This is a genomic window from Flavobacterium urumqiense, from assembly GCF_900108015.1.
Classification (GTDB): Bacteria; Bacteroidota; Bacteroidia; order Flavobacteriales; family Flavobacteriaceae; genus Flavobacterium; species Flavobacterium urumqiense.
Map to the genome: position 1 here is coordinate 494,489 of NZ_FNVP01000001.1, position 14,436 is coordinate 508,924.

Here is a 14,436-nt window from a genome sequence, read left to right on the forward strand (position 1 = left end):
AAAATCATACAAAGTTCACGTAGTTTATAAATAAAAAACCCTTTCAGAGTTTAAAACTCAGAAAGGGTTAGTACATTCTAAAATAGAATTTTTAACAATACTCGTTGAAAGCGTCTTTTAAGTTTTCAGCGATTAATTCTGCTGGGCGACCTTCAATGTGATGACGCTCTAACATGTGAACTAATTCACCGTCCTTGAACAAAGCGATGCTTGGTGAAGATGGAGGAAAAGGAAACATAAATCCTCTTGCTGCATCTACAGCATCTTTATCAACACCTGCAAAAACTGTAATTAAATGAGCTGGTTTTTTAATGTTATCTAGGCTCATTTTTGCTCCTGGACGTGCATTTCTTGCCGCACAGCCACAAACAGAATTAACTACTACAAGAGTCGTTCCTTCAGATTTTATTGCGTTTTCTACTGCTTCAGCTGTATGTAATTCTTGAAAACCGGCGTCAGTTAATTCAGCACGCATTGGTTTTACCATTTCTTCTGGATACATATTTTTTTTATTTTAAATAAATAATAACTTTAAGTTGCAAAGTTACAAAGTTTACAATCAAGTATAGGAGTTCAATTATAAAGTTTTGTTATAGTTTGATTTCTATTTCATTGCTTTGAAAGCCACTTGAAAAATAGCTTTAATGAATAGCATTTTTGGGCATTTTAGAATGACCTGAATATCTTCTTTTAATGAAGTTTCTTCATCTAAAAATTTGAAAATTAATGTTGGATTTCCTTTTTTGAACATCGAAGAAAAAATAGAGGAACCCAATTCATTTTTTCGATCTAAAATATCTAATAATAACAAATCATAAAACCAGAATTTGGTTATTTTGTGAAACTTCGTGAAGTCCGTTTCAGTTTGAAGGAACGTAACTAATTCGGTAGATTTTCTATCAGAATTTTTAAAAGTATAACCGGTACTTGCTTTAGTCCAACCACCGGAAGTACCGATATTTATTACATTTTTGGTATTCAATTTCCAAAAAGGATAACAAGTCATAGGAATACTTCCTTTTTCTTTCTCTATGATTTCGTAATTACTAATGCCAAGATTTTGGATATAATTTTCAATTTCAGTTTCATATTCCGCTTTTTCAAGATGATTGTGAGAGAACAAAGTGTATTCTAATAAAGCTTCCGTTTTAGAAGTGGGCAAAACATACATAAAACGAGTGTTCCCCTTTTGTTCTACCGAAAAATCCATGAATGTTGCCTGATCTGGATTGAAAATTTCTTGTTCACTTTTGATAAACCAACCAATAAAATGCTGTTGTAAAACAGGATATTTGGTTTGATTTTCTACCTTTTGTTTGGTGTAAATGCTATTGAAGAGTTTGGAACAGGAAAAACTTTCAGAATCAGTTTGTATCAGAATTAGATTTTCCGATTCTTCAATTGCAGTTACTTTCTGGTTGAGGAAAGTGATGTTTTCTTGTTTCGCAATCAAATCAAATACTTGGTTGTAAAAATCCAAGCCTTTCACCATGTTGTATTGATACGGTTTTAAATCTAAATTTCTTCTGAAGTTTTTATTGGCAAATAATGCCAAATCCCATTTTTTGGAAATAGACTTCTCCCAAATTACTTCTTCTTTTGCCCAAAAACACCAGGTTCTGTCGTTAGTTTTTTTGGTGTTTTCATCCAATAACAAAATGCGTTTGTTATTAAATTTACCGGATTGCATCATTTTATAAACGGTCATCATAGCGGACAAGCCGGTTCCAGTAAAGATATAATCGAAGTGTTTCATTTGAAAAATTGACAATTACATCAAAAATAGACATTTTATTCTTTTAGTTTCTCTAAAATTATTTTAAACTCTTTCGGTTTTATGTAGTTGTTGTCTTGAAAAATGATTTCGTTATCACTATTTAAAACACATAAAACGGGATAGTTCAGCTGTTTGTTGACGGTTCCTAATTGTAAAGCCAGTTCATGTATTCCGGAATTATTACCTGTGGATTTGAACTTAAAAGTAGCTTCGTTAAAAGTAATTGTTCGTTCTTCTCCCCCATTAAGATCAATAAAATAAAAATTGTCGTTTAATTCCTTTATGATGTTTTCGTTTTTGAAAGTTGTGTTTTTCATCGCATGACAAAATTGACACCAATCCGTGTGAATAAAAATGACAACTTTCCTTTTCTCAATATTTTGAAGACTATCTATTTGTTCAAAGGAAACCAAGTTTAGCTGCGCAAAACCAGATGGATTCACCGAAAATAACAACATTAGTATTAGAAATTTTTTTCTCATTTACTTTAAATTATAGCGCAGCCCGAAAAAGCTGCGAATACCTTGGTTAGGGCCATAAACGTAAGTAGTGTCAAATGTTAATCCGTAAGGATTTTCAGGTGTTGCCAGTACTTGTCCGTTATTGTTATATTCTACATTTTTGTCAAAAGGATCATTTGTTCTGGAAATCAAAAAAGGATTATTCTGTTTCGGCAGAAAATTCAAAATGTTTTTAATTCCGGCATAGAACTCAAAATTTTTCCAACCAGAATAGGTGAGTTGTATGTTTTGTAAACTATACCAGGGCGAATTTGGACTTCGAGGATCTAAAGTACTCAATAATGGTAATTTCATTGGTCCGTATACATTTCCGGTATAGTCAATATTCAAATCGATTGTTTTTATTTTATACGATACACTCCATGTAGCAGTAAAATTTTCGGTTAGAAAGGGCGTTTCTTTTACGCCGTTTTCAACATTTTTATTATTAAGAAACGAAGCGCCTGTTATAATCTTTAATCCGTTAGGAAAATTGACGTCTATATTTGTGCTAATTCCTTGGCTTATGGCGTATCCATTGATGTTGTCATAAATTATTTTATTGGGATCGGTTTTGTAATCGGAAACAATTTTATTGCTGAATCGGGTGTGGAAAAGAGCGGTTTCAATTCCGATAAATGTTCCATTGCTGAAATTAATTTTCTTGATATAATTCAAATTAACATTTATGGATTGTTCCGGCTTCAAGTTATTAGCAACTACAATTTCCCGAGCACCTGTTAAAGCAGCATGATCTTCGGTAAATAAATTGACAACTCTAAAACCCGTTCCAGCATTCAAACGAAGGATGTTATTGTCGTTCAATTTCCATTTATAGGCTACGCGAGGTGTCAAAATACTCCCGTGAAAAGAATTGTAATCATAACGCATCCCTAATAATAATTTGTGTTTTTCAGTGAACGTAATTTCATCCTGAACAAAAATCCCCGGTAACCAGGTTTTCTCTGGATTGTTTTCTCCTGAAACTGATGTTACAGGGGTGTTATCGTCATAATAATTATATCTGGTCGCAATTCCAGCAAGCATATCATTTTTTCCTAATTTCTTATCCCAAATTAATTGTAGAAAACCAATTTTTTGGTTGGCAATATAATTTGTTAAACCGTAACGACTGTCTTGATAATGTACGTTTCCAGAAAACGAAAGCGTAAATTTTTCTTGAAATGGTAATTGATAACTTCCTATTAGTTCCGCTCGTTTCGTGTAAATACTTTCACCGTAAATCTCATCTCCTCCACGGTATTTTTTCTCCCAGCGCGTGTCACCGCCAAAACGGTCTTCATAGACCGCACGTGCCGCTATAGTGAATAATCGATTTTCGTTTCTGTTAAAAGTCCATTTCTGAAAAAGTGAAATCCGATCTGAGAGCGAAACATCAGTAAATCCATCCTTATCGTTGTCAATTCTATTATTATATTTGAAATAATTTACTCCTATTAATGCCGTTGCTTTCTTGCCAACATTCCATTTAACCCCTAAGTCTACATTAGTTTCAAGCCAAGAGGTGGTAAAAACATCCGCGGAGAATAAAGGAGCATTTATTGGGTTTTTAGTAATGATATTAATTAAACCTCCTACAGCTTCACTACCGTACAATGAGGATGCGGGACCTTTTACAATTTCAATTCTTTCTACTAAAGAATTTGGAATTCCGGATAATCCGTAAACAGTTGATAAACTGCTCACGATTGGCATTCCGTCTATTAAAACTAAAGTATACGGACCTTCTAATCCGTTGATATGAATGTCACCCGTATTGCAAACGCCACAATTAAGCTGCGGTCGTACTCCATTTACGTTTTGCAATGCTTCATAAATACTTGCAGTAGGATTTTTTTTGAAAAATATTGGGGAATAAACTTCAACAGGAACGGCACTTTCTAATCTTTTTACCGCTTTCAATGTTCCCGATACAACCACTTCGTTCAGTTGATTTTCAATAGTAGTGAGTTCAAAATCTAGGATTGTATTTTCTTCTTTTTTGACAATTATATTTTTTTTTGAGGTTTGAAAACTGTTGGCGATCACCTGAATTTTATAATTTCCTTCTGGGATGTTTTCTAATTTAAAGTTACCTAAGCTATCTGTTTCGGTTTTATGATTAGTTCCCATTATGACAATAGTTGCTCCCGGAACACCATTTTTTTCTGATGAAACGAGTCCCGATACAAAAGTTTTTTCTTGTGCGTAACTAAAATTTACAACAAGAGAAATAAACACAATAACTAATTTTTTCACGGTACTTAAATTAAATTTAGGTAAAGCTAAAAATTATATTTTGCAAAACAAATTTTTTAATTACTTTTGTATCAATAATTTAAATTCAGCCATGGGAAAATCTTTAGAAGAAGTTCACGGATCGGTCGTCACACAAAATAAGAAATCAGTACTCAGAAAAATATTAGCTTTTTTCGGACCTGCCTATTTAATTAGCGTTGGTTATATGGATCCCGGAAATTGGGCAACGGATATTGCCGGCGGAAGCCAGTTTGGTTATGCTTTACTTTGGGTTTTATTGATGAGTAATATGATGGCGCTTTTATTGCAAAGTTTAAGTGCCCGACTTGGGATTGTTACCCAACGTGATTTGGCGCAAGCCTCACGAGAAACCTACTCCCCGTTTATAAATTATATTCTTTATTTTCTTGCAGAAATTGCTATTGCAGCTTGTGATCTTGCCGAAGTATTAGGAATGGCCATTGGTATTAATTTGCTATTTGATATTCCGCTTATTGAAGGGGTGATTATAACCGTTTTAGATACTTTTTTATTGTTGTTTCTAATCAATAAAGGCATCCGAAAAATGGAGGCTTTCATCATTGTTTTAGTTGCAATTATTGGCTTCTCCTTTATTTTTGAAATGATTTTTGCCCAGCCAGAAATGGGGAAAGTGATTTACGGTTTAATCCCATCAATGCCCAATGAAGCGGCGCTGTATATTGCCATCGGGATTATTGGGGCAACGGTAATGCCTCATAATTTATACCTGCATTCCTCATTAGTGCAAACCAGAAACTTCGATCGGAGTAAAGCAGGAATAAAGCAGGCCTTAAAATATAATTTCATAGATTCCACAATTGCATTAAACTTGGCTTTTTTCGTAAATGCCGCTATTTTAATATTGGCAGCAGCCACATTTTATAAAAACGGTATGTTTGAAGTAGCTGAAATTCAGGACGCACACCGGTTTTTAGCACCGCTTTTAGGAAGTAAATGGGCGCCCATATTATTTGCAGTGGCTTTGATTGCGGCAGGACAAAGTTCGACAATTACAGGGACTTTAGCTGGTCAAATTATTATGGAAGGCTATTTGAACTTGCGAATTCAACCTTGGGTTAGAAGAATAATTACCCGATTAATAGCGATCGTTCCAGCGGTAATTGTAATCTCTATTTTTGGCGAAGGAGTTACCGGAAAATTACTGATTTTAAGCCAGGTTATTTTGAGTTTACAACTTGGTTTTGCAATTATTCCGTTGATTCATTTTGTAAGCGATAAATCAAAAATGAAAGGATTTCACATTGGCAGAGTCACCCAAATTGCTTCTTGGCTTGTTGCCACGATTATTGTTTCACTGAATGCCAAACTGGTTTTTGATGAAATAAACGGTTGGCTGGAAACTTCAAAAAACCCACTATTATTATGGTTTACGGTGGTTCCTTTAGCTTTTGGATTCCTGGTATTGTTGCTTTATATTGTATTCAAGCCTTTTATTGCCCGAGCAAAAATAGATATTCAAAATCATTCGCCACATAGTTTAAAACTACAATTTTCCAAAACTGGAAGTTATACTAAAAAGAATATTGTGGTCTCTGTCGATTTCTCCCGTGCAGATGAGGTGGCGTTAAATAACGCTTTTGAATTAGGGGGAATTGATGCTGCATACACTTTGATTCACGTCGTAGAAACGGTAGGAGCGATGGTTTATGGTGAAAATATTGATGACCATGAAACTTTGATAGACGAAAAACTATTGAAAGAATACCGAGAAATGCTGTTGGAAAAAGGATTTAAAGTAGAAATAAAATTGGGATTTGGAAAACCAAACAAAGTGATTCCTAACATCATTAATGAAGGGAATTACGATATTTTGGTCATGGGAACTCATGGTCATACTGGATTCAAAGATTTAGTCTTTGGAACTACCGTAAATAAATTGCGTCATAAAATTTCCATTCCGTTGCTAATAGTAAAGAATTAAATTTTTGTGCTGAATTTATTTCAGTTTCAGGAGCTATTTACTTCGTCAGTTCGCTTCGCTCGTGTCCCGCTATCAGTTGTACTCTTTGTCGTTTACAGAAAAACAGTAAAGGATTTCCACTACAAAAGAAGTTCACTGAACTCCGATAAGAATCTAAATCACTAATCTTCAACCCTAATCAATATGACTTTTTCAGAAGAAAATTACCTTAAAACTATATATCATTTAACGATTGTTTCAGATTCAGAAATAAGCACTAATGCCATCGCTGAAATGATGGAAACCAAAGCATCATCTGTGACGGATATGCTTAAAAAATTAGCTGAAAAAGATTTACTAAATTATAAAAAATACCAAGGTGTTTCATTGACCGAAAAAGGGAAACTATCTGCAAAAATGATTGTGAGAAAACATCGACTTTGGGAAGTTTTTCTGGTTGAAAAATTGGATTTTTCTTGGGATGAGGTACACGATATCGCAGAACAATTAGAACACATAAAATCCGAGAAACTCATCAATAAACTGGACGATTTTCTGGGAAATCCAACAGAAGATCCACATGGCGATCCCATTCCGGATGTTAATGGACGAATCATTAAAATTGAAAAACAATTGCTTTCTGAATTACATGAAAATCAAATGGGAATTTGCGTTGGCGTTAAAGATACCTCTTCAGAATTTCTAAAATATTTAGACAAGCAAGGAATTGCATTGGGTTCTTTGATTGAAATAGTAGCAAAAGAAAGTTTCGACTTATCATTAAAAATTAATGTGGACAGTAGAGATTTGACTATTTCAAATAAAATTGCCAGTAATCTTTTTGTGAAGTTGAATTAGGAAATTTGGCGTTATCTTTGAAAGAACTATACTAAAAACAATCAATTATGAAAAAGGCACTACTGTTATTTCTAGTCTTATTTAATATGCTGGCATTCGGACAAAACACGCCCAAAGAAAATATTAAATATGTAAAAATTGCGCAGAAAAAGTGTCTTAAGAAAACAGGCTATCAAATTGTTTTTAAAGAATTAGTAAGTGATTCCCGTTGTCCTGACGGCGTTACTTGTATTTGGGCTGGCGAAGCTTCAGCTATCGTTTCAGTGTATAGAGATTCAAAACTAATTGAGGATAATACGATGGTTTTTTCAATGAAAAACATTGAGGAAAACAAAAAATGGTTCTCTAAATATCTTCCAAAAAAGCAAAGTAAAATAAAAAATGTCGGTGTTTTTCCTTACCCAAAACAAGGCGTAGTCGTTGACAAGAAAGATTATTATATAAAAATTGGATATATAAAATATGTGGCAACAGAGCGGTAATTCCTGTTCTTATAATTGCTGCTTCATCCTCACTTCTCTTTTTTTAAATAATACTTATTACCCTGCTATCGTATTAGAACCCTATTGAGGAAATGCTCCATCGCACAGAATCTCGACGCCTTCGATAGCATCAATTTGTGTCCAGAAATAGCGGCACCCTTTTCCCCTTGACCTAGGGATGTTTGAACATAAAGTAATGAACTTAAGTTTTTCCTTTTTCCGTTAATTGGTGTCAAAGTTCTACTGGGGCGCATGTTTCTAATTTCGTACAGATCAAGTAATGAAGTAGCTTCATTTACAGGAGTTTGAACCGTGTTAAAAGAGGAGATTCTATACTGAAATACTTTATCAAAAGTGCTTTGTCCCGTTGCTGTCAGTTCTTTCGGTGCTATTAACACCTGGAATAGCAGTAGCAGAATTGTCTATTACAATATCAGAAATCCCTTTTAATCAAAAAGAAACGTGACATTTAGCGTAAATAACAATAAAACTAACTTTTTCATAATTAGTTGATATTGGTTCATTTTGATTTGAAATCAATTGCAACATAATAAATGCAAGATGTGCTCATTTTCTACATAATAATTTTTTTTGAAAAATAGCCAATGAAATCAATGATTTTAAAAAAAAGACAGTTTGCTTTTTTCATAATTACAGGTGCTAAATCGAGGTTCCTTATAGTTTTCTCCTTTTAAATTATTAAGAAGATACTGATTAACATTCCATAGTAATTCTATAATTTCAATTGCTGGTTAGGAGTAAAGCTAAAAGTCCTGAAATTATATTTGAAATACATCGTAATTTCAATTTCAAATCAGAAACCATTATTTTGAGTTAAAATGTAAATGACTGATTTTGGATGTAAAAATACATTTTTGTACTATGTAAGTTTAGTTACTTTTAATGAAAAAACTTAAATTAACAGGTAGATTTATTTTAAATTTATTTTAATGCTTTTTTTAAAATAGTACAATTGCATTGTCTTTTTATTTTTAAGGTTTAAAAAAGAATAAATTTGAAACAACAATTTTAATGACAACCACAATCATCATCGCCACAATTTTTTTTAGATTTTTTCTTCCAGAAGAATTTTCTAATTAAAAAAGCCACAGCAACTGCTAGTGCGACAAAGGCTATAATTTTCTGAATATCCATAATTTGTTATTTTAGAATTTGATATGAAACCAAGGCGACAATATAGGCAAAGCCACTCATAAATATTAATTGTCCTAAGGGCCATTTCCATGTATTTGTTTCTTTTTTTGTAATGGCAAGTGTACTGGCACATTGCAAAGCAAAAGCATAGAATAGCAATAATGATATTCCGGAGGCGAAATTGAATATCTTTTCTCCAGTTACAGGATTGATTTCGGCTGCCATTTTATTTTTTATGGTGACTTCATTTTCGTTACCGCCTACGCTGTAAATTGTGGCTAATGTACCAACAAATACCTCTCTGGCAGCAAATGAGCTAATAATGGCAATGCCTATTTTCCAATCGTAACCTAAAGGCGAAATTGCAGGTTCAATAGTTTTTCCCATTAAACCAATATAAGAATTTTCTAGCTTTTGTGAAGCTACTGCATTTTCAAATTCTGTTTTTGACAGTGGCTTATCTTTCGTTTTTTCAAGTACTATTTTTTCCGCTTGATTAAAATTTTCTCCAGGACCGTAAGAGGCTAAAAACCATAGAACAATTGAAATTGCTAAAATAATTTTCCCTGCTCCAAAAACAAATGCCTTTGTTTTTTCGATAACATTAATCCCAACGTTTTTGAAAAGGGGCAATTTATAGTTAGGCATTTCAACAACGAAATAGGTTTTTCCTTTTATTTTCAGAATTTTATTTAAAATATATGCAGAAAATATAGCCATACCAAAACCCAAAAGATACAATAGCATCAAGGTCAATCCTTGCATATTTATAATCCCAAAAACACGTTCGTCAGGGATTACTAATCCGATAATAATGGCGTAAACAGGTAATCTTGCTGAGCAGGTTGTAAAAGGGGTTACTAAAATGGTAATCAATCTTTCTTTCCAGTTTTCTATATTTCGAGTTGCCATAATTGCAGGAATTGCGCAGGCTGTTCCAGAAATAAGCGGCACCACACTTTTGCCTGATAAACCAAATTTTCGCATAATTTTATCCATTAGGAAAACTACTCGACTCATATAGCCACTTTCTTCGAGAATGGAAATAAACATGAATAGGAAAGCAATCTGTGGGATAAATATTAAAATTCCGCCAATTCCGGGAATGATTCCCTGTGAAATTAAATTGGTTAAAACTCCGGCAGGTAATTTTTCGCTGGTGAAAGCACTTAAGGATGCAAAAGTACTGTCGATAAAATCCATTGGGATTTTCGACCATTCGAAAATAGATTGAAAAATTACAAATAGAATCAAAAAGAAGATAACGTAGCCCCAAACTTTATGAGTGAGCACACGATCCAGTTTGCTTCGAAAATCTTTGGCGACGGTTTCATCAATTTTCAATCCTACTTTCAGCACATCGTTGATAAACTGATAGCGTTTTATGGTTTCTTTTTGTTGCAAACGTTTTAAGTCTGAGTGCGATTTGGTAAACGAACTTCTGATTTCATTACGATCTAAATTCAGGAAGTTTACATCCTGTGTAATCACCAACCACAATTTATATAATAATTGATTGGGAAATGTTTTGCGAAGTGTATTAAAATATTCAGGATCAATACTGGATGCATTCAAACATGGTTCTGTGGAGATTATTTTGTAAGTGACAATCAATTTTTTTAAGGCATCAATTCCAAAACCTTTTCTTGAACTAATTAGTGCAATCTTAGTTTTTAGGTGTTGCTCAAGATAAGGAATGTCTAGTGTTATTCCTTTATACTCCATTCTATCCGCCATGTTTATGACTAGAATAGTTGGGATTTCTAAATCTTTTATTTGGGTAAAAAGCAGCAAATTACGTTTCAAATTTTCGACATCAGTAACCACAAGAGCTACGTCAGGATATAATTTGTCGTTTTTATTCAATAACAATTCAATAACTACATTCTCATCAATTGAACTGGCATTCAAACTATACGTTCCGGGTAAATCCAGAATATTAGCTTTGACATTAGTAGGTAATTTGCAAAATCCCATCTTTTTTTCAACGGTGATTCCGGGATAATTACCCACTTGTTGGTTTAAACCGGTCAATTGATTAAAAACCGAAGTTTTCCCTACATTAGGATTTCCTATGAGAGCGACATTAATATTTCGATTGCTTACCATAAGTTGGTTTTGATTATTTCAACTTCGATTTCTCTGGCTGTTTCCACCCGAATAGCAACATGGGAACCATTATTGATATTCAAATATAAAGGATCTCCAAAAGGAGCAATTTGAAGTAATTCCACCATGTTTCCTGGTAAACAACCCATTTCTAATAGCTTCAAGGGAACAGTGTCAATATCAAAATCTTTGATAATGGCTTTTTCGCCTTTTTTGAGAGAATGTATCGTAGTTCGCAAATCTTATTTAGATTGAATTAAGATTGCAAAAGTACATATTATTATACCAAAATAAATGATAATTATCATTTTTGTACTTTTTTTGGGTAAATCAAAGCTACTATTTTTCAGCTTCTTATTGAATTAATAATGAATTGAAACGGTTGAAATCCAAATTTTTAATTGTCTTCTATTCTGTGCATAAAAAATTAATATCTTCTATTAAACGTTTCATATCCTCTTTATTTGTTCCGTCATAAAAACCTCTTACTCTTCTTTTGGTGTCAACCAAAACAAAATTCTCGGTATGAACCATATCATACAATTGTTCCGGTTTTCCTAATTTGACAGCCAAATAGGATTTTCTGGCCATCGTATAAATCGTTTTTTTGTCTCCGGTGACCAAGTTCCATTTGCTGTCAACAACTCCATTTTTGATCGCATACGCTTTCAAAACGGGAACGCTGTCAGTTTCTGGAAAAACCGTATGTGACAATAACATTACCTTGGGGTTATTAATGATTGCTTTTTGAACTTCGACTAAATTAGTGGTCATCTTTGGACAAATAGAACCGCAGGTAGTGAAGAAAAAATCAGCAACATACACTTTACCTTCATAATCTTTTTGGGTGATCGTTTTTCCGTTTTGGTTTACAAAAGAAAAATCAGCAATAGTGTGATATTTACTGATGTATTGAACGGTACTGTCGACCAGCTCAGGATTTACGTCTGCAGGATTAAAGATGGGCAGCGATTTGCTAGGTTTAAGAGCAACATAAAATAAGTAAATCGTTAGGATAGAGAAGACTAATAAAACACCAAAGAACTTTCGGTATTTATATAAAATAGATTTCATAAAAGTAATTTGGTACAAAAATACAAAAAGAGTTCTTAATTTGAAGTATTTAGCAAAATGCAGTTTTAGTCCGAAATTTAACAAAATTTAAAAATTTTATTGATAAGTTTGTGTATACGTTTAAACCATTATATAAAATGAAAAATCAGTTTAATAAACAATTTCTTTTTGTGATTCCTGCAATCTTTGGACTCACTGTCAGTCAGGCTCAGAATGTTCCTGTAAAAATGAATCCAGGAATTGACATTTCCAATATGGATAAAAAAATTAAATCAAACGATGATTTTTTCCGCTTCGTCAACGGAGCTTGGCTTGATAAAACGGAAATTCCAAGTGATAGAACTTCATGGGGAAGTTTTAATGAATTGCTTAAAAAAACGGATAAAGATGCATTGGATATATTGAAGGAGGCTTCAAAAAACCCGATGTACAAGTCAAGTACGGATCAAGGGAAAGCCATTAATCTTTTTAAATCTGTCTTGGATACCGTAGCACGAGATAAAAAAGGAATTGAACCATTAAAAAAGTATTTGGCAAAAATTGATGCGGTAAAAAACATTCAGGATTTACAAAAATTATTGGTTGAAATGGAACCAATTGGAGGAATTGGCTTTTTTGGAGTTGGAGTTGGTGCCGATGAAAAAAACAGCAAAAAAAATTCCGTGAGTCTTGGAGTAGGAAGATTAGGTTTGCCGGATAAAGATTATTATTCTTCTGAGGATAAAGATTCGAAAGAAAAAAGAGATAAATACGTACTTCACGTTGAGAGAATGCTACAGTTTATTGGTGAAAACCCTGCAAAAGCGAAGGAAAGCGCGATTAAAATTCTAGCTTTAGAAACAGCAATGTCCAAGCCAAGATTGGATAGAGTAGAACGTAGAGATGATAGATTGCAATACAATCCGATGACTATTGCCGATTTACAGAAAATGACTCCGGCAATCAACTGGCAAAATTATTTTTCAGGTATTGGTTTTTCAAAATTAGATCAGGTAATCGTTAGCCAACCAAGATACATGAAAGCGCTGCAAACTGTTTTTAAAGAAAACAAAGTAGCGGACTGGAAAGAATATCTAAAATGGTCTTTGCTTAATAAATCAAGTGGTCAATTGTCTACTAAAATTGAAGTTGCTAATTTTGATTTCTACGGTAAAACGTTGACTGGCGCAATCAAACAAAGACCTCGTGAAGACCGAGCTTTGCAAACCGTTAATAACACTATTGGCGAAGCCTTAGGGAAATTATACGTTGAGAAAATGTTTCCTGCTGAAGCAAAAGCAAAAGCAGAGAAAATGATTAAAAATGTGATTTTGGCCTACCAAAACAGAATCAACAATTTGACTTGGATGTCTGAGGCAACTAAAGTTAAAGCAGTTCAAAAATTAAATAAGATCACGATCAAAATTGGTTATCCAGACAAATGGAAAGACTATTCTGCTTTGAAAATTGCAAGTACTGAAGAGGGAGGAAGTTTCTTTGAAAATGTTCAAAACCTTTCTCGTTGGAATTTTCAAGAATCGTTAGATAAACTTAAAAAACCAGTTGATAAAACAGAATGGGGAATGTCTCCTCAAACGGTAAATGCATATTACAATCCTTCTTATAATGAGATTGTATTTCCTGCAGCTATTTTACAACCGCCTTTTTATAATTATCAAGCGGATGAAGCGGTAAATTATGGTGGAATTGGAGCGGTGATCGGACACGAAATTTCTCATGGATTTGATGATAGTGGTGCTAGATACAATGCAGATGGAAATCTTGTAGACTGGTGGACAGCCGAAGATTTAAAACAATTTACTGCTCTTGGTACAGCATTAGCCGACCAATACAGCGCTCTGGAGCCATTGCCGGGTATTCATGTGGACGGGAAATTTACTTTAGGCGAAAACATAGGTGATTTAGGCGGGGTAAATGCTGCTTTTGATGGATTGCAGATGTATTTAAAAGAAAATGGAAATCCAGGATTAATCGACGGTTTTACTCCTGAACAACGTTTCTTTATTTCATGGACAACAGTTTGGCGTACAAAAATGCGTGACGAGGCTTTAAAAAGTCAAGTAAAAACAGACCCGCACTCTCCGGGAATGTATCGTGCTTATGTGCCAATTCAAAATCTGGATGAATTTTATAAAGCTTTTGGAATTCAAAAAGGTGATGGAATGTATGTTGAACCAAGTAACCGAGTGAAAATTTGGTAATTGATATTATTTTGAAAAAAAAATTCAATTCACGAAACACGGCATAAAATCGATTTATCTCCTATTATTAATTTAAAAT

12 protein-coding genes and 1 pseudogene are annotated in these 14,436 nt (G+C 33.5%); 4 read left to right on the forward strand and 9 right to left on the reverse strand.

Annotated features, from left to right (window positions below; genetic code table 11):
* Positions 1–91: 91 nt before the first annotated feature.
* From C4S35_RS02205 to C4S35_RS02220, 4 genes are all read right to left on the reverse strand, one after another.
* Complete coding sequence (locus C4S35_RS02205; RefSeq protein WP_103998590.1) at positions 92–502, reverse strand: BrxA/BrxB family bacilliredoxin; 411 nt, start codon at positions 500–502, stop codon at positions 92–94.
* 102 nt (positions 503–604) lie between these two features.
* Complete coding sequence (locus tag C4S35_RS02210; protein ID WP_103998591.1) at positions 605–1,756, reverse strand: lycopene cyclase family protein; 1,152 nt, start codon at positions 1,754–1,756, stop codon at positions 605–607.
* Positions 1,757–1,791: 35 nt separating this feature from the next.
* Complete coding sequence (locus tag C4S35_RS02215; RefSeq protein ID WP_103998592.1) at positions 1,792–2,259, reverse strand: thioredoxin family protein; 468 nt, start codon at positions 2,257–2,259, stop codon at positions 1,792–1,794.
* A complete protein-coding gene (locus C4S35_RS02220) occupies positions 2,260–4,536 on the reverse strand; it encodes a TonB-dependent receptor (protein ID WP_103998593.1) in 2,277 nt (758 codons plus the stop codon).
* Between the two features lie 91 nt (positions 4,537–4,627).
* Between C4S35_RS02220 and C4S35_RS02225 the strand changes: the two genes are divergently transcribed.
* From C4S35_RS02225 to C4S35_RS02235, 3 genes are all read left to right on the forward strand, one after another.
* Positions 4,628–6,499, forward strand: a complete 1,872-nt coding sequence (locus C4S35_RS02225; RefSeq protein WP_103998594.1) for an Nramp family divalent metal transporter — start codon at positions 4,628–4,630, stop codon at positions 6,497–6,499.
* A 183-nt stretch (positions 6,500–6,682) separates the two neighbouring features.
* On the forward strand, positions 6,683–7,336 hold the full coding sequence (locus C4S35_RS02230) for a metal-dependent transcriptional regulator (RefSeq protein WP_103998595.1): 654 nt from the start codon (positions 6,683–6,685) through the stop codon (positions 7,334–7,336).
* 47 nt (positions 7,337–7,383) lie between these two features.
* Entirely contained in the window at positions 7,384–7,818 is a 435-nt protein-coding gene (locus tag C4S35_RS02235; RefSeq protein ID WP_103998596.1) for a hypothetical protein, read from the forward strand.
* 84 nt (positions 7,819–7,902) lie between these two features.
* On the opposite strand, the pseudogene C4S35_RS02240 reads toward C4S35_RS02235, so the two are convergent.
* From C4S35_RS02240 to C4S35_RS02260, 5 genes and pseudogenes are all read right to left on the reverse strand, one after another.
* Positions 7,903–8,201: pseudogene (locus C4S35_RS02240) on the reverse strand (ferric enterobactin receptor); the annotation flags it as partial.
* A gap of 646 nt (positions 8,202–8,847) precedes the next feature.
* Positions 8,848–8,973 (reverse strand): FeoB-associated Cys-rich membrane protein, encoded by a 126-nt coding sequence (locus tag C4S35_RS02245; protein WP_103998597.1) that lies wholly within the window; start codon positions 8,971–8,973, stop codon positions 8,848–8,850.
* Positions 8,974–8,979: 6 nt separating this feature from the next.
* Positions 8,980–11,082, reverse strand: a complete 2,103-nt coding sequence (feoB, locus tag C4S35_RS02250; RefSeq protein ID WP_103998598.1) for a ferrous iron transport protein B — start codon at positions 11,080–11,082, stop codon at positions 8,980–8,982.
* Positions 11,076–11,321, reverse strand: coding sequence for a FeoA family protein (locus tag C4S35_RS02255; protein WP_073211342.1), 246 nt, complete (start codon positions 11,319–11,321; stop codon positions 11,076–11,078). The genes feoB and C4S35_RS02255 overlap by 7 nt, the downstream gene beginning before the upstream one ends.
* A 169-nt stretch (positions 11,322–11,490) precedes the next feature.
* The gene (locus tag C4S35_RS02260) at positions 11,491–12,156 is read right to left on the reverse strand and encodes an SCO family protein (protein ID WP_103998599.1); all 666 of its coding nucleotides are present in this window, start codon (positions 12,154–12,156) and stop codon (positions 11,491–11,493) included.
* A 137-nt stretch (positions 12,157–12,293) separates the two neighbouring features.
* Here C4S35_RS02260 and C4S35_RS02265 point away from each other — a divergent pair, with 137 nt between their 5' ends.
* Positions 12,294–14,357, forward strand: coding sequence for a M13 family metallopeptidase (locus C4S35_RS02265; RefSeq protein ID WP_103998600.1), 2,064 nt, complete (start codon positions 12,294–12,296; stop codon positions 14,355–14,357).
* The last annotated feature ends 79 nt before the right edge of the window (positions 14,358–14,436 follow it).